Annotated in this window: 18 protein-coding genes; 3 read left to right on the top strand and 15 right to left on the bottom strand. The window is 63.7% G+C overall.

What is annotated here, in order from left to right; all coding sequences use genetic code 11:
- Positions 1-36 precede the first annotated feature (36 nt).
- The 5 genes from benD to catA form a co-directional block, all read right to left on the bottom strand.
- On the bottom strand, positions 37-813 hold the full coding sequence (benD, locus tag ACIGJC_RS20965) for a benzoate diol dehydrogenase BenD (protein WP_483714081.1): 777 nt from the start codon (positions 811-813) through the stop codon (positions 37-39).
- Positions 810-1832, bottom strand: coding sequence for a benzoate 1,2-dioxygenase electron transfer component BenC (gene benC, locus ACIGJC_RS20960; protein ID WP_483714079.1), 1023 nt, complete (start codon positions 1830-1832; stop codon positions 810-812). Before benC ends, benD begins: the two co-directional genes overlap by 4 nt.
- A gap of 37 nt (positions 1833-1869) precedes the next feature.
- On the bottom strand, positions 1870-2358 hold the full coding sequence (gene benB / locus ACIGJC_RS20955; RefSeq protein WP_483714078.1) for a benzoate 1,2-dioxygenase small subunit: 489 nt from the start codon (positions 2356-2358) through the stop codon (positions 1870-1872).
- Positions 2355-3713, bottom strand: a complete 1359-nt coding sequence (locus ACIGJC_RS20950; RefSeq protein WP_483714077.1) for an SRPBCC family protein — start codon at positions 3711-3713, stop codon at positions 2355-2357. Before ACIGJC_RS20950 ends, benB begins: the two co-directional genes overlap by 4 nt.
- 114 nt (positions 3714-3827) lie before the next feature.
- The gene (catA, locus tag ACIGJC_RS20945; protein WP_483714076.1) at positions 3828-4763 is read right to left on the bottom strand and encodes a catechol 1,2-dioxygenase; all 936 of its coding nucleotides are present in this window, start codon (positions 4761-4763) and stop codon (positions 3828-3830) included.
- A 173-nt stretch (positions 4764-4936) separates the two neighbouring features.
- On the opposite strand from catA, the gene ACIGJC_RS20940 reads away from it, so the two are divergent.
- Positions 4937-5857 carry a LysR family transcriptional regulator gene (locus tag ACIGJC_RS20940; protein ID WP_483714075.1) on the top strand — a complete coding sequence of 307 codons (921 nt, stop codon included), beginning with the start codon at positions 4937-4939 and terminating at the stop codon, positions 5855-5857.
- 131 nt (positions 5858-5988) lie between these two features.
- Positions 5989-6510 (top strand): DsbA family protein, encoded by a 522-nt coding sequence (locus ACIGJC_RS20935; protein ID WP_483714073.1) that lies wholly within the window; start codon positions 5989-5991, stop codon positions 6508-6510.
- Between the two features lie 265 nt (positions 6511-6775).
- Here the strand turns inward: ACIGJC_RS20935 and ACIGJC_RS20930 are convergent, their stop codons facing one another.
- Together ACIGJC_RS20930 and ACIGJC_RS20925 are read right to left on the bottom strand one after the other, a co-directional pair.
- Positions 6776-8176 (bottom strand): dihydrolipoyl dehydrogenase, encoded by a 1401-nt coding sequence (locus tag ACIGJC_RS20930; protein ID WP_483714072.1) that lies wholly within the window; start codon positions 8174-8176, stop codon positions 6776-6778.
- Between the two features lie 140 nt (positions 8177-8316).
- Positions 8317-9048 carry a glutathione peroxidase gene (locus ACIGJC_RS20925; protein WP_483714071.1) on the bottom strand — a complete coding sequence of 244 codons (732 nt, stop codon included), beginning with the start codon at positions 9046-9048 and terminating at the stop codon, positions 8317-8319.
- Positions 9049-9297: 249 nt separating this feature from the next.
- Between ACIGJC_RS20925 and ACIGJC_RS20920 the strand changes: the two genes are divergently transcribed.
- On the top strand, positions 9298-11052 hold the full coding sequence (locus ACIGJC_RS20920; protein ID WP_483714069.1) for a dipeptidase: 1755 nt from the start codon (positions 9298-9300) through the stop codon (positions 11050-11052).
- 16 nt (positions 11053-11068) lie between these two features.
- On the opposite strand, the gene lipA is transcribed toward ACIGJC_RS20920, so the two are convergent.
- The 8 genes from lipA to ACIGJC_RS20880 form a co-directional block, all read right to left on the bottom strand.
- A complete protein-coding gene (gene lipA / locus ACIGJC_RS20915) occupies positions 11069-12064 on the bottom strand; it encodes a lipoyl synthase (protein ID WP_483710086.1) in 996 nt (331 codons plus the stop codon).
- A 149-nt stretch (positions 12065-12213) separates the two neighbouring features.
- Positions 12214-14175, bottom strand: coding sequence for a sigma-54-dependent Fis family transcriptional regulator (locus ACIGJC_RS20910; protein WP_483714068.1), 1962 nt, complete (start codon positions 14173-14175; stop codon positions 12214-12216).
- Positions 14176-14306: 131 nt separating this feature from the next.
- Complete coding sequence (locus ACIGJC_RS20905; RefSeq protein WP_483714066.1) at positions 14307-15887, bottom strand: GMC family oxidoreductase; 1581 nt, start codon at positions 15885-15887, stop codon at positions 14307-14309.
- Between the two features lie 32 nt (positions 15888-15919).
- Complete coding sequence (locus tag ACIGJC_RS20900) at positions 15920-16465, bottom strand: twin-arginine translocation signal domain-containing protein (RefSeq protein ID WP_483714065.1); 546 nt, start codon at positions 16463-16465, stop codon at positions 15920-15922.
- Positions 16466-16553: 88 nt separating this feature from the next.
- Positions 16554-17342 (bottom strand): lipoate--protein ligase family protein, encoded by a 789-nt coding sequence (locus tag ACIGJC_RS20895; RefSeq protein ID WP_483714064.1) that lies wholly within the window; start codon positions 17340-17342, stop codon positions 16554-16556.
- Positions 17342-18052 (bottom strand): dihydrolipoamide acetyltransferase family protein, encoded by a 711-nt coding sequence (locus tag ACIGJC_RS20890; protein ID WP_483714063.1) that lies wholly within the window; start codon positions 18050-18052, stop codon positions 17342-17344. The genes ACIGJC_RS20895 and ACIGJC_RS20890 overlap by 1 nt, the downstream gene beginning before the upstream one ends.
- A complete protein-coding gene (locus ACIGJC_RS20885) occupies positions 18049-18300 on the bottom strand; it encodes a lipoyl domain-containing protein (protein ID WP_483714061.1) in 252 nt (83 codons plus the stop codon). The genes ACIGJC_RS20890 and ACIGJC_RS20885 overlap by 4 nt, the downstream gene beginning before the upstream one ends.
- On the bottom strand, positions 18297-19370 hold the full coding sequence (locus ACIGJC_RS20880) for an alpha-ketoacid dehydrogenase subunit beta (RefSeq protein ID WP_483714060.1): 1074 nt from the start codon (positions 19368-19370) through the stop codon (positions 18297-18299). Before ACIGJC_RS20880 ends, ACIGJC_RS20885 begins: the two co-directional genes overlap by 4 nt.
- Between the last annotated feature and the right edge of the window lie 25 nt (positions 19371-19395).

Here is a 19395-nt window from a genome sequence, read left to right as displayed (position 1 = left end):
GAATGCAGCCGGCCGCGCCTGCTTCTTTTATGAGCTTTAGCCGTTGTCGCCGCCAGCAACCGGCAGTACGGCGCCTGTGATGTACCCCGCCTCGTCCGACGCAAGAAAGAGAATCGGCGCGATCTGTTCGTCGAGCGTGCCGTAGCGTTTGAAGAAGGTCGACTCGGCAACCTGCGTCACCGCCTCGCGCATCCATGCCTTCTCTTGCTCGCTGTCTCCCGCTGCGTTGCGCGGCACGCGCCGCGGCGGCGCCTCGGTGCCCCCGGGCGCTGCGGCGACCACCCGGATGTTGTGCTCGCCATACTCCATGGCCAGCGACTGGGTCATCGCGTTGACGCCGCCTTTGGCCGCCGAGTACGGCACGCGTCGGATGCCGCGCGTGGCATTCGAGGAAATATTCACGATGGTTCCGCCTCCCTGCGCCAGCATGTGCGGAAGGACGGCGTGGCAGGCGTACAGCGTAGGCATGAGCGAGCGGCGGATTTCCGCGTCGATCTGCGCCGGCTCGAACTCGGCAAATGGCCGCATCCGGATGGCACCGCCCACGCCGTTGACCAGGACGTCGATGCGGCCAAATTTCTCCACCGCAAAGGCCATCGTGGCGGCCGCGCCTTCATAGGTCTCCATGTCGGCAATGAAGCCGGCGGTGTCGGCCCCGACCGCTTCAGCAGCGACCTCGCGGACGAAGTCGGCGCGATCGACGAACAGGACGCTGGCACCTTCCGCCGCGGCGCGCAGCGCAACGCCACGGCCGATACCCTGTGCCGCGCCGGTGACGACCATCACCTTGCCTTCGAATCGGCGGGCGTTCATGCGATCACCGGAACGGCGTTGGGCGTGAACTTCTCGTAGTGGAAGCTGTTGGGCTTCACGCCATTGTCATCGAAATGCTTGCGCACGGCGTCGACCATCGGCGGCGGACCGCACAGGTACACGTCGACATCCCCGTCGTTCAGGCATTCAGCCGGCATATGCTGCGTCACCCAGCCCTTGCGGGGATGGCTCGATTCCGCTTCGGCAACCACGGTGCTGAACGTGAAGTTCGGCAGCTTCGCGACGTACGCCTCGATCGCATCGACCTGGACCAGGTCGAGGTCGCGGGTCACGCCGTAGATAAGATGCACCTTCTGCTGCGAGTTCGCCCGCACCAGCACTTCCAGCATCGACAGGAACGGCGCCAGGCCCGTGCCGCCCGCCAGGAACAGCAGCGGACGCTCCACGGCCCGAAGGTAGAAGCTGCCCAGCGGGCCGGTCAGCTGCACCTTGTGTCCCGGCTGCGCCGATTCGAGCCAGGTGCTCATCACGCCGCCGGCAATCTTCTTGATCAGGAAGCTGATCTTCGAAGCACCCGGCGCGGACGAGAACGAATACGAGCGGTGCGCCCCGCTGCCGGGAACGTCGATGTTCACATACTGGCCGGCCAGAAAGACCGGCGGAATGCTGTCCACGTCCAGTTCCAGCACTACCGCCGCATCATTGTGCTGCTCGACCTTGGTGACCGTCGCGGAAAACTTGCTTTGTTCGGTCTTGCACACCGTTGACGACGCCGGCACGGCGATAACGCAATCGCTCTGCGGCACCATCTGGCACGTCAGCACGAGCCCGCTGGCTTTCTCGTCGTCGTTCAGCGCGTCCTCGATGTAGTCGTCGCCGAGATCGTAGCTACCGCTCTCGGCGCGGCACTTACAGGTGCCGCAGACGCCGTCGGAGCAATCCATCGGTAGGTTGATCTTGGCGCGAAACGCGGCGTCGAGGACCTTCTCGCCGGCCTTGCATTCGACAAAGCGGGTGACGCCGTCTTCAAAATTCAGTGCGATGTTGTAGCTGGACATGTTGCCTCCTGCGTCCGTTTCGTTCCAACCCGTGGCCTCAGACGTGGTAGACGTCGAGCACCTGGCGGATGTAGTCATTCTTGAGCACGATCTTCTTGCTCGAAATCAGCAAGCGGTCGCCCACCTTGCGGAAGGTGAGATAGACCGTTCCGAAGTACTGGTCTGTCACCCTGTAGCGATGGCTCAGCGTGTTGAAGTTGTAGCGAATGTCGACTTCGCCCTCGCGCTGCGCCAGCACTTCGACATTGGTGACGTTGTGGCCGGTGCGCGGCTCCGGCATCGACGCGCTGCTGCGCTCGGTCCGGATGCGGAACACCCGGTCTTCCAGGCCGCCGCGGTCCGGGTAGTACATCAGTGAGATCTGGCTTTGCGGGTCCTGTGTAAGCTGGTCATCGTCGTCCCATGCCGGCATCCAGTAGGTGACGTCTTCCGCGTAGCAGGCCAGCCATTCGTCCCATTGGCGGTCATCGAGAAAGCGCGCTTCCTGATAGAGCGCCTGGCAGATGGTTTGATAGTCGATGTTCATACCGCCGCCTCCGCCTGTTCCTTGCGCAGGGCTTCTCTCATCACCTGCCTCCAGTATTCGTGTTGCACCACGAAGAGCCCTTCATCTTCACTGCGCTCGCCCGATATCAGCGGGTTCAATCCCATGCCTTTGGCGTTTTCGTCCGGTCCGTGGACCCAAAGCGGTGCGCCACGCGACATGTCGTTCCACATCGTCGTGGTGTTGGCGTAGCCCGCCTGGCACGCGCGGAATTCCTCAAGGTCGTCGCTGGTGCCCATGCCGGTGACATTGAAGAAATCTTCGTACTGGCGAATGCGGAGGGCGCGGCTTTCGGCGCTTTCTCCCTTGGGCGCGAAGCAGAAGATATTGACTTCGGTCTTGTCGACACTGATCGGGCGGACCACGCGGATCTGGGTGCTGAACTGGTCCATCAGGAACACGTTCGGATACAGGCACAGGTTGCGTGTCTGGTTCACGATGTAGTTCGCCTTGTCTTCACCGACACGCGCTGCAATCTCGTCGCGATGCTGATAGACCGGACGCACTTCCGGATTCATCGTGTTGGTCCAGAGCAGGATGTGGCCATGCTCGAAGCCATACACCCCCGCGATCGACTTGCTCCAGCCGTTGGCATCGACGGCCTTGGTGCCTTCGACCTTGCGCCGGCCCATGGTGGCGGCGTAGTTCCAGTGCACGGTGCTGACGTGATAGCCGTCGCAGCCGTTTTCCATCTGCATCTTCCAGTTGCCGTCGTAGATGTAGGAAGAGTTGCCGCGCAGCACTTCGAGACCTTCCGGTGCTTGCGAGACGATCTGGTCGATGATGACCCTCGTTTCGCCGAGGTAGTCCTCGAGCGGCATCACGTCTTCGCTCAGGCTGCCGAACAGGAAGCCGCGGTAGTTCTGGAAGCGCGCCACCTTCTTCAGGTCGTGCGAGCCCTGCTTGTTGAACTGCACCGGATACTCGGTGGTTTTCTCGTCCTTGACCTTCAGCAGCTTGCCGGCATTCGAGAACGTCCAGCCGTGGAACGGACAGGTGAAGCTGCCCTTGTTGCCATGCTTGCGACGGCACAGCATGGCGCCTTTGTGGGCGCAGGCATTGATCACCGCATGCAGTTCGCCGGTCTTGTCACGCGTGATGACGATCGGCTGGCGACCGATCCACGTGGTGTAGTAATCGTTGTTGTTCGGAACCTGGCTTTCGTGTGCCAGGTAGACCCAGTTGCGCTCGAAGATGTGCTTCATCTCGAGTTCGTACAGATCGGCGTTCGTAAAGATGTCACGGCGGCAGCGGAAGACGCCATTTTCCTTGTCATCCTGAACGGCATTGCTCAGCAGATCGTCCAGTTGTTGTGCTTTGTCGAGTGTTGCGGACATGAGTCGTCTCCCTATGCAGGCTTCCCAGGGGAAGCCTGTGGCATCGGTTCAGATAGTTCGTGCGGAGAGTTGGGCGGCCTGCGAGAGAGGCCGCCGGGCGAGGCTTACAGCGGCTTACGCCGTGGCGGCGACGCGCGGGCGGTTCACAAGCTGGTTGTCCTTGCCCTGCACCAGCGGAGTCAATGCGATGTTGAACTCGATTTCCTTGTACGCGTCGGCCTTGAGGCCGAGCGCCGTGCCGCCGGTCTTTTCCACCACATGCGGCACGAGTTCTTCACGCGTTGCGTAGGCGAAGTCATCCCAGATCAGCGGGTCGCCTTCGATGTTGATCTGCGTCGTAAGCTTGCGGGTCTTGTCGCTCGTGACGAAGAAGTGCACGTGCGCCGGGCGGTTGCCGTGGCGGGCCATCGCGTCAAGCAGCTGTTGCGTGGCGCCCTCCGGCGGGCATCCGTAGCCGACGGGCATCAGCGTGCGGAATTCATACTTGCCGTCGGCCCCGGTCTTCACCGCGCCGCGCAGGTTGAAATCGTCTTGCGCGCCGGTCGGGTCAAAGTGCGAGTAGAAGCCCTTCGAATTGGCGTGCCAGCATTCGACCACCGCATCGGCGACGGGCTTGCCGTCCGGTCCGGTCACCGTGCCACGGATAACCAGCGGGCCTGCATCTTCGTCAGCATTGAGATCGATCCGGGAGACGCCGTCACGCACCGGGGCACCGGCCACATACAGCGGTCCTTCAATCGTGCGCGGCGTGCCGCCGTGGATATCGGCTTCGCGGTCCTGGGCATCCATGCGGATGTCGAGATACTTCTCCAGACCCAGTCCAGCGGCCAGCAAGGCCGCCTCGCCATCCTGGCCGAGCTTGTTGAAGTAATTCACGCCGACCCACACTTCGTCGGGGGTCATGTCCAGGTCCTCAATGGCCTTGAACAGGTCGCTCAGCAGACGATGCGTGATCTGCTTCGTACGAGCGTTGCCCTCGTTGCTGCCCAGATTGGCGGCGGCCTTCAGCAGGTCCTGCACTTCCTTCGCGTCGAATACCTTGGCACTCATGTCTGCTCCTAACTGTCTGTGTTTTTACTGGGGTTAACCCTCATCTCAGGTCGGTCTTAATCTACCCACAAGGTATAATTTGCCGCTGAAATCGAGCTTGAATGCAGAATAGAGTCGTAAAACGCGTCAGTCCAACACCGTTTTAGTATCAGGTTATATCCAGGAGGTATTGTATGGAGCTACGGCATCTCCGCTACTTCGTGGCCGTCGCGGAAGAGCGCAACTTCACGCGCGCCGCAAAACGGCTCCATATCGCCCAGCCGCCGCTCAGCCGGCAGATACAGCAGCTCGAAGAGGCACTCGGGGTACAGCTGTTCGAGCGGAACTCCCGTCCGCTCAAGCTCACCGAGACCGGCAAGTTCTTTTACTCGCACGCGGTCCACCTGCTCGCGCAGACCAGCGAGCTGGAATCGATGACGCGGCGCGTGGGCAACATCGAGCGGAGCCTGTCCGTCGGCTTCGTAGGTTCGACACTCTACGGCATGCTGCCAAAGATCATCCGGCGATTCCGGGACGAAAACAAAGCGGTAGAGCTCAGCCTGCACGAAATGTCGACCATGGACCAGATCCGCGCATTGAAGGACGGACGCATCGATGTCGGGTTCGGCCGCATCCGGCACGAGGACGCGAATATCCGCCGGGTCATCCTGCGCGAGGAGAAGATGATCGTGGCCCTCCCCGTTGGTCATCCGCTCTCGCTGTCCAAACCGCAGCTTTCGCTGCGGGACCTCATCTACGAAACGCTGATCGTGTTCCCGAAGGCGCCGCGGCCCAGCTTTGCGGACCAGGTCCTGTCGGCGTTCCAGGAACGAGCACTGACGCCCCGGCGCATTTATGACGTCCGCGAGTTGCAGATTGCATTGGGGCTGGTCGCGGCGGGAGAAGGGATCTCCGTCGTGCCGAGCAGTGTCTATGGGCTCAAGCGCGACGACGTGAGCTACATGGAACTCGATGACCCGACCCTCACGTCGCCGATCATCATGAGCATGCGCGCGATGGACGAGTCACGCGATATCAGGGAAATGCTCGACCTGATCTATCGGCTCTACGAAGAAGAGCAGATTCCATATGTGCCTCGGGCGGACATGGGCTAAGGTTTGAACCGCATATGCCCTACACAACGCTTCGAGAGCGAAAATATGCACCTTATATTGCCCACGCCTGAGCCCCGTCTGCGCCTAAACTAAAAAGTCCCGGGCCGCCTGCCCATGCACCGGAGCGCCTTATGCGAGACGTCGCCATCACGGCCGCCGACCACGCGGTCGGCCCCGACACCGCCAGGGTTACTGTCGTCGAGTACGGAGATTTCGAGTGCGAGTATTGCCGCATGGCGTATGGCGCCATGAAGATCCTGATGGAGCACTACGGTCCGCAGGTGCGCTTCGTCTATCGCCACTATCCGATGTCGCACTGGCACCCGTCGGCCGAAGCCGCCGCCGAATGCGCGGAAGCCGCCGGCGCGCAGCAAAAGTTCTGGCCGATGTACCGCCTGCTCCATGAAAAGCCGGACGGCCTCAGGCCCGACGCGTTGCGCCACTACGCCGGCATGCTCGGCATGGACCTGGACCGATATGACGAGGACATGTCCGCGCATGCGCACTTGCCGCACATCCGCGACGACATGCATGGCGCTGCGCAGTGGCAGGTGCGCGGCACGCCGTCATTCTTCGTCAATGGCGTGGTGCAGGACGTAACGTTCGGCATGGAGCGGCTGCAGCATGCTATTGATGCGGCACTGGCCGCATGACCGTGCCGAGCGTCCGCGGCAGCCGCTGAATCTCACGCGACGAGACTCAGCTCGCCCGCTGCGGCGCTTTCCCGCAAGCGGAACTTCTGGATCTTTCCTGATCCCGGCCTACGGGGCATTTTGCGGCGGCAGGGCCGCGCGGCAATGGTCACGCAGTTCGGAAGCCGCGGGCAGCACTGCGTCCGCGTGCAGGCGGATTGCGGCAGCCACAATCTTCCCCCAGGTCGGGTCGGACAGGCCCCGCCGCCCCGGTGCGCTGGCCCGCTCAGCCCTCCAGCTTTGCCGCCGCATCGCGCAACGCCGTACGCAGGCCCTCTTCCACCACCGGGTGATAGAACGGCATGCCCAGCATCTGCGCGATGGTCAGGCCCTGCTGATATGACCACGCCAGCAGGTGCGCAATGTTCTCGGCGCGCGGGCCAGTCCATTCGGCGCCCAGGAAACGGCCGCTCGCCTTGTCGGCATACACGTGCATCAGGCCGCGGTTCTTCAGCATGACGCGGCTGCGGCCCTGGTCCTCGAAGCTGACCTCGCCGGTGACGAAGCTGCCTTCGGCCAGGTCGGCAAAGCGCTGGCCAACCATGGCGATCTGCGGGGCCGAGAACACCACCGCAATCGGCGCGCGGCGCGCGAGCGGCTTCACCTGCGGGTACGCGGCAGCGTTCTCGCCAGCGGCCTTGCCTTCATCGGCGGCTTCGTGCAGCAGCGGCAGGATATTGTTGGCATCGCCGGCAATGAACACCGGCGATACGCCGCACTGCAGCGTGGCCGGATCGAACACCGGCACGCCACGCGCATCGAGTTCCAGGCCCGCGTTTTCCAGGCCCAGGCCGCGCACATTGGGCTCGCGGCCGGTCGCGGACAGCACGTAGTCGAACGTCTCCGTGACGGATTTGCCCTCGCGATCGGTGTAGGTGATGCGAGCCAGGTCGCCTTCGCGCGCCATGTCCGTGACATCGGCCTCGGTATCGAGGTAGAACTCATTGCGGAAGGTCTCGTTCGCATGGCTGCGGATGACAGGGTCGGTCAGCGGACCGAGCGAGCCGCGCACGCCGAATACCCGGACCCGCACGCCAAGGCGCGACAGTGCCTGGCCAAGCTCCAGGCCGATCACGCCGGGGCCGAACACGACGACGCTGCGCGGCAAGTCTTCCCACGCAAATACATCGTCGTTGACGATCAGGCGGTCGCCGAACACCTTGAACGGCGCCGGCACGACCGGACGCGAACCCGTGGCGATCACCACGCGGCTGGCCCGCACGGTGATTTCGCCCTCGGCGGCAGCCACCTCCAGCGTGGTGTTGTCGATGAAGCGGGCATAGCCACGCACGCGGTCCGCCGCGGGAATGGTTTCCACGCCGCGCTCCACGAAACCGACAAAGCGGTCGCGCTCGCTGCGGACGCGGGCCATGACTTCGCGGCCATCGATGCGGATATTGCCGTCCACGTGCACGCCGAACGGGGCCGTGTGGCGCAGTTCGTGCGCGGCTTCCGCTGCGGCGATCAGCAGCTTGGACGGCATGCAACCCACGCGGGCGCAAGTGGTGCCGTACGGGCCGCCTTCGATGATCACGGCGCGCTTGCCTGCCGCAATGGCGGCGCGATAGGCGGCGAGGCCGGCGGTGCCTGCTCCGATGACGGCGACGTCGGTCTGGATGGTCTTCATGGCGTGCGGTTCCTTCCCTTCAGGGTTGTTCTTGAAATCGATCGGTCATCAATCGGCGGGCTGGATGGCGCCACGCAGGCAGCGCGGTGCCATCGGGTCCGGCGACTGCCGGACCGCGAAGTGCGGTCGTGAGACCGGAGTTACCTGGCCAGGTACTGTTCAAGCGCGGCGGCGCCGCCGACCAGCTTGCCGTTGATGAACACCTGCGGCGCGGTCATTTCACCGGACACGGCGCCCAGCACCTTGCCGCGCACCTTGTTGTCCAGCGGCACTTCGATGTACTCATAGCCGGCATCCGACAATTGCTGCTTGGCCTTGGCGCAGAACGAGCAGCCGATCTTCGAGAACACGACAACCTGGTCCGGGCGCTTGGCATCGGGGGCGATGTAGTTCAGCATGGTGTCCGCGTCGGACACCTTGAACGGGTCGCCCGGCTCATCCGGCTCGATGAACATCTTTTCGACCACGCCGTCGCGAACCAGCATCGAATAGCGCCAGCTGCGCTTGCCGAAGCCCAGGTCGGTCTTGTCCACCAGCATGCCCATGCCTTCGGTGAACTCGCCATTGCCGTCGGGGATCATGGTGATGTTCGCGGATTCCTGGTCTTTGGCCCATTCGTTCATCACGAAGGTGTCGTTGACCGAGACGCACAGGATCTCGTCCACGCCCTGCTTCGCAAACGCGGGCGCCAGCTCGTTGTAGCGCGGCAGGTGGGTCGACGAGCAGGTCGGCGTGAAGGCGCCGGGCAGCGAGAACAGCACGACGGTCTTGCCGTTGAACAGTTCACCGGTGGTGACCGTCTTCCATTCGTTGTCCTGGCGGATACGGAAAGCGACATTGGGAACGCGTTGGCCTTCACGGGATTGCAGCATCGGAATCACTCCTGGTTCTGTGGTTTGCTGCGTGCTGCAGCGATGAACCACATTCTGTCGATCGCGATGTGATTTGTACAATTCATCGTTTAAACCGATGCGATTAACATTTGCTATCGCAACGTGATCCGCCTCCCATTACCCACGGGCAAAAGGGGACTTAAAGTCACACATAACTTTCAGCCGGGCACAAAAGTGCCCTATCATGCGGCCATCTCCCGATATCCATCGGAATTACCGATAGTCCTGATGCTTCGCCCAGACACCCTGAATGCCGGCCGCCACCATGGCCGGCTGATCTCCCTGGCGCTATCGCTGGCGCTGGCGCTGGCCTGTCCGGCCGGGGCCGAGACGCTGCGCAAGCCCGCCCTCGACACCCTGATCGCGACCCATAAATCGAGCCCGCCGGCCAGCCTGGAAGCTTTCCTGGCGAGCGCGGCCAAGGCAGAGCCGGCCGCGGCGCCGGCCGTGGCCGCCTGGCAGGCCGGGACACCGCTCAGTGGCGACAACCTTGTCAATATGGGGCGCTTGCTTGGTGTCTATAACCGGCTGCGCAACGAGGCGGCGGTGATCGACGCCCTGGGCAAGATGGTCGCGCTGCGGACCGTGCGCGACGACAAGGTTCCGCCGCACGAGAGTCCCGCCATCATCGAGTTCGGCAAGCTGGTCGAAGGCATGGCGAAGTCCTTCGGCCTGGTCTATCGCAATATCGACAACCGCGTGTTCGAAGTCACGCTGCCTGGCGCGGGCCTGGACACCTTCGGCATCCTGACCCATGCGGATGTCGTCCCGGCGGTCGCCGACGAATGGGTGCTCGACAACGGCACCCGGCTGGACCCGTTCGCCGTCACGCGCGTGGACGGCTACCTGTACGGCCGCGGCACCATCGACGACAAGGGATCGATTGCCGCGGCGCTCTACGCCATGAAGACCGTCAAGGAAAGCGGCCTGTCGTTGGAGCGCAGCGTGCGCCTGATGATCGAGACCACCGAGGAAACCGGTGGCGACGGCATGAAGTACTACCGCGAACGCAACGCGCTGCCCGACTACAACATCGTGCTCGACAGCAAATACCCGGCCGTGGTGGCAGAGAAGGGTTCCGGCGCATTGCGCGTCATGTTTCCGGCGCTGCGCACCGACAGCAAGCAGCCGGCCATCGTGTCCATGCGCGGCGCCGCGTCCGCCAACAGCGTGCCCGAGACGGCAGTGGCGCGCATCGCCGGGGGCAATCCGGCGACGGTGATGGCGGCGCTCGACGGCGCCCGCGCTGCCTTCCTGCGCAAGACCACGCCGCAGGGCGGCAAGTTCAGCATCGACCTGAAGCGCGATGGCGACGTTGTCGAGGTCAAGGTAACGGGCGTGTCGGCCCACGGCTCGCGCCCCGAAGAAGGCGTCAACCCGCTGCCGCGCCTGGCCATGTTCCTGCAGGCCTCCGGCCTGCAGCTCGCCGACAACCAGTACCTGCGGGCCGCGCGCTACATTGCCGACCTGTATGGGCTGGGCTACCTGGGCGAGAAGATGGGGCTGGCCTATCGCGATCCGTTCATGGGCCCGCTGACCATGTCCCCGACCCAGGTGCGCGAGCAAGCCGATTTCGTCGAGGTCATCACCAATGTGCGCATGCCGCGCGGCAGCACGCCCGAGGCGCTGAGCGGCAAGGCCGTGCAGCGCATCTACAAGTGGGCGGCGTCCACGGGTTCGACGGTTGAGATCAAGTATGACCAGGGCAACTGGATGGCCCGCGACCCCAAGGGTGCGTGGCTTTCCACGCTGCTCAACATCTTCGGCGACACCACCGGCCTCGAAGCCAAACCCGTGGCCACCGCCGGCAGCACCACCGCCAAGCTGCTGCCCAATGCCATCAACTTCGGGCCAGCGATGCCGGGCAAGAAATACACCGCCCATAACGCCAAGGAATACAAGGAAGTCGCCGATCTCGACCTGGACCTGCAGATGTTCACCGAGATGATGGTGCGTATCGGTAACCTGGCAAAGATGCAGTAAGGCGGCAAGGAAACGCTCAGGCAAACCCGGCTTGATGCGCCTGCTGGTCGGCGTGGTACGAACTGCGCACCATCGCGCCCACGGCGGCATGCGTGAAGCCCATCTTGTAGGCCTCTTCCTCGAACATCCTGAAGGTGTCGGGATGCACGTAGCGCAGCACCGGCAGGTGGTGGTTCGACGGCGCCAGGTACTGGCCGATGGTCAGCATGTCGATGTCGTGCGCGCGCATGTCGCGCATGACTTCGAGGATTTCCTCGTCGGTCTCGCCCAGGCCGACCATCAGGCCGGACTTGGTCGCCACGTTCGGGTTGCGGCGCTTGAATTCCTTCAGCAGCGTGAGCGAGTGCGCGTAGTCGGCGCCCGGGCGGGCCTGCTTGTACAGGCGCGGCACGGTTTCCATGTTGTGGTTCATCACATCCGGCGGGCAGCCCTGCAGGATGTCCAGCGCCTTGTCCAGGCGGCCGCGGAAGTCAGGGACGAGCACTTCGATGCGGGTCACCGGCGACAGTTCGCGGGTCTGGCTGATGCAGTCCACGTAGTGCTGGGCGCCGCCGTCGCGCAGGTCGTCGCGGTCGACGCTGGTGATCACCACGTAGTTCAGCTTGAGCTGGGCGATCGTGCGCGCCAGGTTGCCCGGCTCGTTCACGTCGAGCGGATCGGGGCGGCCGTGGCCGACGTCGCAGAACGGGCAGCGGCGCGTGCACTTGTCGCCCATGATCATGAACGTGGCCGTGCCCTTGCCGAAGCATTCGCCGATGTTCGGGCAGCTCGCTTCCTCGCACACCGTCACCAGGTTGTTGGCGCGCAGGATGTCCTTGATCTCGTAGAAGCGCGAGTTGCCGGTGGCGGCCTTCACGCGGATCCAGTCCGGCTTCTTGAGCTTTTCGGCCGGCACGATCTTGATGGGGATGCGCGCGGTCTTGTCGGCAGACTTCTGCTTGCGGGTCGGATCGTACTGCTCCGCGGGGGATTGCGGGGCTTCGCTGGAGGAGGCGATCAGGGCGTCGCTCATAAATTTCTCCGCACGCGATTCACGCGCTTATCGGTTCTGACAGGGAGTCCCGTCCTCTCGCTTTGTCGGACCGCGGAGCAGGCGGGCTCCACTCTCTCGCAAGCGAGGACTAATTCGTTCCGTCGCTAACGCACTGGCACGTGCTTGCCCTACTGGCGGTTCGGGGCGACGATGCCGAAGCGCTCCATTTGCCGATACACCGTTGCACGCGCGATGCCCAGATCGGCGGCAACCTGAGTGATCCGCCACTTGTTGCGGCGCAGGGCTGCGAGCAGGGCTTCACGCTCGCTGGCCGGCGGGACATCGTCCGTGGCCGTGGCTGTAGCCGGGCCCGCCGTGCTGTCCGTGGTGCTTTCGAGAATCTCCGGCGGCAACGCATCGATGTCGATCAAACCGTCGTCGCTCATGGCCAGCGCAAAACGCAGCACGTTGCGCAACTGCCGGACGTTGCCGTGCCACGAATGGCTTCGCAGCAACGCCAGCGCCGCTGGCGCCAGTTCTGCGCGCATGTCGAGCTGGCGCGCCTCGTCTTCGACAATGCGCGCGATCAGGTAGTCCTTGTCGCGCCGTTCGCGCAGCGTGGGCAGGTGCAGCGTAGCACCGCACAGGCGGTAATAAAGATCCTCGCGGAACCGCTGCTCGGCGATCAGCTGACGCAGGTCACGGTACGAGGCGGCAATGACTCGCAAATCAACCGGGATCGGTTTTTCCGAGCCCAGCGGCATGACTTCGCGCTCCGACAGCACGCGCAGAAGCCGGCTCTGCAGGTGCAATGGCATGTCGCCAATCTCGTCGAGGAACAGGGTGCCGCCATCCGACTGCGCGATCAGTCCCCGCATGCCCTTGGTGCGTCCGCCCGTGAAAGTGCCCGGCATGTACCCGAACAGTTCGCTCTCGATCAGCGATTCGGGGATGGCCGCGCAGTTGACGGCAACAAAGGCTTTGGTGCGGCGCTCGCTTGCCATGTGCAGGGCCTTGGCCAGGACTTCCTTGCCGGTACCGGTTTCGCCCTGCACCAGAATATTGAGCGGCTTGTTAGCAAGACGCTTGGCCTGCAGGATCAACCGCTGCATCTGAGGGTCGTCGGCGCCGAGGGCTTCCAGGGCCGCGCTGGCTTCGGCACTTGGCAGCGCCGCCTGCGCGGCCGTTGCAGATGGCATGGAAGGCTTGCCAGGCGCGCCGCGCGGCGGAATCCCGGTCGCATAGTACATGCCGTGATCGTACATGCGGACTGCGGTGCGCTCCGACGAGGTACCGGCACGCGCAATGCGCCACAGCTCGCTCATGTCCTCGCGAAACACCTCGGTCAGCAGGTGGCCTCGCACATCGGCTTGCGGCTCGCGCTCGAGCCGCAGCTTGCGCCGCCCGCCGCTATTGATGCCACGGATCACGCCGTCGGCATCGAAGGCAACCATGATCTCGCTGTCCACGTCCACCAGCGACCAGGCTGAGCCGAGCCGCAATATCCACTGGTTGCGGAAGTAGCGCAGGAAGTTGGCGTCCTCGATCTTCTGGGCATACATGGCGGTCATCTGCAGCGCCAGGTGCTGCGCTTCCCTCGGAGCCGGCGCGGTCAGCGCCGATACGTCGAGCACTCCCAGGAAATTTCCCATCGGATCGAACAGTGGCGCACTGTTGCAGGTGAGCGTGATGTGGCATGCGTCGAAGTGGTCGGTCTGATGACAAGTCACGGGTTCCTGCTCGACGATGCAGGTCCCGACCGCGCAGGTGCCGGCGCGCGCTTCGCTCCAGTCCGCCCCCAGGTAGAGGCCGGAGCGCTTGAGTTCGCGGTCAAGATTGTCATTGCCGATGAAATCCACGGCGACGCCGTACGCATCGGTCAGCAGCAGCACGTAGTCCAGGCCGGATACGCGTTTGTAGAGCTGTTCCATGCCGGTCCGGGCGACACTCAGGAAATCCTCGATCTGATCCTTGTGCTCGCGCAGGCGGCCTGCCTCCACGATGTAGGCCGGCGTGGGCCGGCTGGGGTCGAGGCCGTAGTCGTCCAGGCAGCGCCGCCACGATCGTTCGATCGCGCCATGTGCTTCGCCTGGCTGCTGGGAAAAGGCGAGCAGACGCTCGATGTGGGCGCGGTGTGCTTTTTGCTGCACGACTGTCTCCTTGTCCGCCGCATTGAATGGTGCAACGCCCGCGCTGCCGGTCTGGTGCCGGCATGGCGCGAGCGGCTCTACGCTAATCCATTTGGCCGGCCACCGCAACGAAAGGTGGCGGACGAACCCGTTCAGATATCGCGCCGCTTCAAGGCCCCGGCAATGAACTCCGCCTGCCGGATTGCCAGGGCCACGATGGTGAGCGTCGGGTTGGCCGCCGAACTGGAGGTGAACTGGCTACCATCCGAAATAAACAGGTTCTTCACGTCGTGCGCCTGGCCCCAGCGATTGACCACGCCGTCGCTGGCCTTCGCGCTCATGCGGTTGGTGCCCAGGTTGTGGCTGGCCGGATAGGCCGGCATGTCGATCACGCGCGTCGCCCCCACCGCCTCGGACAGCTTGCGCCACTGGGTCAGGCCGTGGGCCGTGATCTTGTCATCGTTCTCGTGGTAAGTCTTGGTCACGATGGGGACAGGCAGGCCGTACTGGTCCTTCTCCGTGGGATGCAGCGTGATGGAGTTCTGCTCGCGCGCCAGGTCTTCGCCACAAACCCAGACGCTGCTCATGTGGTCATACATCTCGATGGCCGAAGTGAAATCGCGCCCCCAGCCGCCCGGCTTCATGAAGGCGGCCGTATACGGCAGGTGAATGGCGAGGCCTTCAAGGTAATAGCCACCGACAAAGCCACGCTTGGTATTGAGCGGTACCTCGTCGGCCACCACCGCCGCGATATCGAAGCCGCGGTACATATAGACCGGCTTCTTGTGGATCGACACCGCCGCGGCGGTGGAGTGATTCATGTAGTTCTTGCCAACCTGCCCGGATGAGTTGGCCAAGCCATTGGGGAACAGGCTCGATGCCGAGTTCAGCAGCAGCCTGGGCGACTCGATGGAGTTGCCCGCCACGCAGACCACGCGGGCCTTCTGCAATTGCTTGCGGCCCTTGTTATCCACGTAAAGCACGCCGTTCGCACGCCCCTTCCTGTCGTGCTGGATCTGCAGGACCATCGACTCGGGCCGCACTTCGACATTGCCTGTCGCTTGCGCGCGTGGCACCTCGGCGTAAAGCGTGGACCATTTCGCGCCGATCTTGCAGCCCTGCATGCAGAACCCGATCTGCTGGCAGCCGGGCCGTCCATCGTAAGGCTGGGAGTTCGAAGCGGCCGGACGCACGATCTTCTTGTAGCCAACCTTTCTTGCCCCCGCCTCGATCACCTTGTAGTGGTTGTTCGGCGGCATGGGCGGCAGGCCACTGGCCTTGGTGCCACACACCCCCATCTTCTTCTCGGCCAGCTCGTAATAGGGCTCCAGCTCGGCCAGCGTGATCGGCCAATCGAGCACATTGGCCCCATTGATAGCGCCATAGGTGGTCCTGGTGTGGAAATCGTGCTCCTGAAAGCGCAGCGCAACACCGGACCAGTGGACCGTAGAACCGCCCACACCCTTCACGATCCAGGCTGGCAGATTGGGATATGTCTTCGTGTGGTGCCAGCCGCCGGCTGAAATGCGCTTGTCCAGCCAGGAAATCTTGTTGAACATCGCCCATTCGTCGTTCTCGAAATCGGCCTGCGTATAGTGCTTTCCGGCTTCCAGAACCACGCATTTGACACCGCGTTGCGCCAGCTCGTTGGCTAGCGTGCCCCCGCCCGCGCCCGAACCGACAATGACGACGACGCCGTCATCGTCGAGAGAGAACTTTGTCTGATCTGCCATGATGCTTGTCTCCATTCTTTGTATTCCGAGGCTCAGAGCCAGTCGATATCGTCAAAGCCGCGGTGCAGATAGCCACCCTTCTCCCATGATGAGCCCTCGTAGCCGAACAACGGCCATAGCTTTTTGTTGTTGTAGAGACTCGTCACCAGATCGCCCTGGATCTTCTTGAAGAACGGGGTGGCCTCGATGTCCTTGAGCAAGGCCACGCGCTCGCTCTCGGTCTTCACCGAGACATAGGGCAAGCCATGGCGCTGCTTCGCGCGTTGATTCAGGTTCTGCACGCCGTCGGTCAACAGCATTTTTACCGCCGGGTCCTCGGCCGCTGCCGCGTCATATGGCGCCACAGCCTCGACATAGAACTTGTCTGCAAGCTTGTCGTGCGGATAGATGTCGCGGGCCATGCGCAACAAGGTCTTGCCGGCGCCGACACCCAAAGTGCGAAAGCTCTTTTGGTCTGTCGCATCCCTGGCTGCCGCAATGCCGGTCGTGGGAATAACCGTAACGCTGATCGCGGCAAGGCCGCTGCCGCGCAGAAAACCGCGGCGCGACACCTTGGGCTGTTTGTCCAATACGCGCATGGCGGAGCCAGCGGGTGGCATGGATTTCATGTTGTCTCCATTTATGGCACGCTCATGGCGAGCCTTGTTTTGTCGATATGCACTACGTTCACCGTTGACTGGCGGCCCCGGCGGCGGACACGATTGCCGGCCTCTCGCGCGACACATGGCGTGGATGCCGGGAATCGCCCGGATCCTCGTGCTCGCCGAGCACGTCGATCAGCATGTGATGCAGACCCTCGGCCAATACGGTTGCCATCAATGGCGCGCCCAGTTGCTCGGTGCACGACGTCGTGCAGGCTTGCAGGCGATTGGCATCGGCGGGATGCGCCTCTACCATTTCGCACAACAGTGGCCAATCCGGCGGTGAAACGAGCGTCCCTGAAGTCAGCAGCACACCCGTGCGTCGCCGCACCTGCGCCAACCCGACGATCTTGCGCTGGCCGACCACCACCTCCCAGGGCGAAAGGGAACCGAAGCATGCCCATTTGAGCGATGGGTCGGGCCGTGCCATCTGCAACTCCTCGGGCGGTACCGCATAGGCGGCAATTCCGTGATCTCGCAGCAGCCCGGCGTACAGCACCCCCAGCCAGCGATAGCTCGACACCGTGCCGGTTCCCACCAGCGGGTGATCCGCCGGCAGTACGATCGAGGCTGACAACATCCACGGCCCGGCCAGCACTGCACCGCCCCCGGAGTCGCGCACAATCACCGGCGCACGACCGCCCGCCAGCCTTGGGTGCAAGGCAGCCTGAGCGCGGCCAAGCACGATGCCCGGCGCGGCATACGTCCACAGCCGCACGGCCGGCCGCAGGACAGGCTCGGCCAGTTGCGCGCGGTTCCAGTCCTGCTCCTCTGCACAGTGAATACCGTCGGCGAGAAAGGTGGGGGTCAGCATCACAGGCCTTCGACCGTTTCCAACCGCGTCTTCAGGTCGGACAGAAAGCGCGCTGCGGGGTAGCCGTCCACCGCCCGATGGTCGAAAACCAGATGCAGCCCCAGCATGGGCACGATCGCGATGCTGTCGCCTTTGACCACCGCCCGCCTGGCGACGCGCGTCACGCCCAGTATGGCGACCTGCGGCACGTTGATGATCGGCGTGAAGCTGTCGATGGCCGTCATGCCGAGGTTCGTGACGGTGAAGGTGCCATGCTGGTAGCTGCCCGCCGACAGCGTGCCGGCACGCGCACCCTCGGCGAGACGACGGCTTTCCGCGGCGATGTCCGCGACCGGCCTGGCATCCACCTTGCGCAGCACGGGCACCATCAACCCTTCGTCCAGGCTGACGGCGAGACCAATGTTGATGTCGGGCATCACCTCGATCCCCTTCTCCAGCATGCGGGCGTTCAACCGCGGGTGCTCGCGCAACGTCAATGCCGCCGCGCGCAGAACGAATGCGGTCAACGTGACCTTGCACTGGGGACCGAGACGTTGCTGCAGCGCCGACACCTCGAGCTCCAGTCTGGTCGCGTCTACCTCGATGGACTGCGCCACGCGCGGAACCTCCCACGCGGCACTCATGCTGCGGGCGATGGCACCACGTATCCCGGCGAGCGGAACGACGCGGCGTTCGCCGGCGTCCGGGGCAGAAACCAGGCTGTGCGTCATGATTTGGGCTCCAGCCGTGCCAGCACGGTGCCTCGACCGAAGGTGTCCTGTGCTCCCACTGTCAGCGCGGCGACCACACCGTCGGCCGGCGCCGTGATCTCATGGGTGGTCTTGACCAGTTCGGCCACGCCCAGCACCTGGCCCGCGCGGACGGTATCGCCGGACTGAACCGACCATTCCTGCAGCAGGGCTTCGGTGCCCTCTTCCACGTCCTGCCAGACGGCGTCAGACATCAATACGTCGATCATGCTGCTTCTCGCTTGAGTGAATAGGAAACGGGTTGGTGCTGCACCAGCGCGCGCACCTGGTCGGCGATGCTGTCGACCTGCGGAATCACGAACTGTTCGAGCGGCCGCGAGAACGGGATCGGCACATCGGGCACGGCCAGCCGGCGCACCGGGGCCCGCAGAGCCACGCTGTCAAGGTTCTCGGCCACGATGGCGGCGATCTCTCCGGACAGGCCGAAGCTGAGATAGTCCTCGTCGGCCACCAGCAGGCGGCCTGTCTTGGCCACCGAGCGCAGCACGGTTTCGCGGTCAAGCGGCACGATGGTGCGCAGGTCGATCACCTCGGCCTCGATGCCTTCTGCCGCAAGCTGCTCCGCCGCCAGCAGCGACTTCTGCACCATCTGCGACAGCGTGACGATGGTCACGTCGCGGCCGCTGCGTGCCACGCTGGCCTGGCCGAAGGGAATGGCGTAGGGCGTTTCGGGAACAGCGTTGGTGCTGCCCTCGAAGTACGACATCCACGACAGGCCCATGATGCCCTTGTGGTAGCAGAACACCACCGGGTTGTCGTCGCGGATGGCCTGGATCATCAGGCCCTTGGCGTCATAGGCGTTGGAGGGCACCACGACCTTCATGCCCGGCATATGCGCAAAGCTCGCGTAAAGGCACTGCGAATGCTGGGCCGCATCGTTGTAGCCGCCGCCGATACCGGTCATCACCACTGCCGGCAGTGATATCCGCCCGCCGGACATGTAGGTGTTCTTGGCCAGGTGGTTGTAGATCTGATCGAAGCAGACGCCGAAGAAATCGACGAACATCAGTTCCGCGATCGGACGCAGCCCCTCCGCGGCCGCGCCGATGGCCGCGCCCATGAAGGCCGTCTCGGAAATCGGTGTATCCATGATGCGTTCGGGGCCAAAGCGGTCCAGCAGGCCGGCGGTGGCACTGAAGATGCCGCCGTACTTGCCGATGTCCTCACCCATCGCGAATACGCGCCAGTCTCGCTCCATCTCCTGGCCGATGGCCTCGGCGATGGCCTGGGCCATGGTCAGCGTGCGCGTGCCCTGTCCCGCGTCTTGTGCCGTTTGCATAGTGGTCTCCTGTCTCGTGGAATGC

It is taken from the genome of Cupriavidus sp. C3SS-1, from assembly GCF_057073755.1.
This window is presented reverse-complemented; position numbering and strand designations above follow the sequence as displayed.

Bases quoted from the DNA above. Each gene is read 5' to 3' on its own strand.
- benD (WP_483714081.1), bottom strand. From the start codon at position 813: ATGAACGCCCGCCGATTCGAAGGCAAGGTGATGGTCGTCACCGGCGCG.
- benC (WP_483714079.1), bottom strand. From the start codon at position 1,832: ATGTCCAGCTACAACATCGCACTGAATTTTGAAGACGGCGTCACCCGC.
- benB (WP_483714078.1), bottom strand. From the start codon at position 2,358: ATGAACATCGACTATCAAACCATCTGCCAGGCGCTCTATCAGGAAGCG.
- ACIGJC_RS20950 (WP_483714077.1), bottom strand. From the start codon at position 3,713: ATGTCCGCAACACTCGACAAAGCACAACAACTGGACGATCTGCTGAGC.
- catA (WP_483714076.1), bottom strand. From the start codon at position 4,763: ATGAGTGCCAAGGTATTCGACGCGAAGGAAGTGCAGGACCTGCTGAAG.
- ACIGJC_RS20940 (WP_483714075.1), top strand. From the start codon at position 4,937: ATGGAGCTACGGCATCTCCGCTACTTCGTGGCCGTCGCGGAAGAGCGC.
- ACIGJC_RS20935 (WP_483714073.1), top strand. From the start codon at position 5,989: ATGCGAGACGTCGCCATCACGGCCGCCGACCACGCGGTCGGCCCCGAC.
- ACIGJC_RS20930 (WP_483714072.1), bottom strand. From the start codon at position 8,176: ATGAAGACCATCCAGACCGACGTCGCCGTCATCGGAGCAGGCACCGCC.
- ACIGJC_RS20925 (WP_483714071.1), bottom strand. From the start codon at position 9,048: ATGCTGCAATCCCGTGAAGGCCAACGCGTTCCCAATGTCGCTTTCCGT.
- ACIGJC_RS20920 (WP_483714069.1), top strand. From the start codon at position 9,298: ATGCTTCGCCCAGACACCCTGAATGCCGGCCGCCACCATGGCCGGCTG.
- lipA (WP_483710086.1), bottom strand. From the start codon at position 12,064: ATGAGCGACGCCCTGATCGCCTCCTCCAGCGAAGCCCCGCAATCCCCC.
- ACIGJC_RS20905 (WP_483714066.1), bottom strand. From the start codon at position 15,887: ATGGCAGATCAGACAAAGTTCTCTCTCGACGATGACGGCGTCGTCGTC.
- ACIGJC_RS20900 (WP_483714065.1), bottom strand. From the start codon at position 16,465: ATGCGCGTATTGGACAAACAGCCCAAGGTGTCGCGCCGCGGTTTTCTG.
- ACIGJC_RS20895 (WP_483714064.1), bottom strand. From the start codon at position 17,342: ATGCTGACCCCCACCTTTCTCGCCGACGGTATTCACTGTGCAGAGGAG.
- ACIGJC_RS20890 (WP_483714063.1), bottom strand. From the start codon at position 18,052: ATGACGCACAGCCTGGTTTCTGCCCCGGACGCCGGCGAACGCCGCGTC.
- ACIGJC_RS20885 (WP_483714061.1), bottom strand. From the start codon at position 18,300: ATGATCGACGTATTGATGTCTGACGCCGTCTGGCAGGACGTGGAAGAG.
- ACIGJC_RS20880 (WP_483714060.1), bottom strand. From the start codon at position 19,370: ATGCAAACGGCACAAGACGCGGGACAGGGCACGCGCACGCTGACCATG.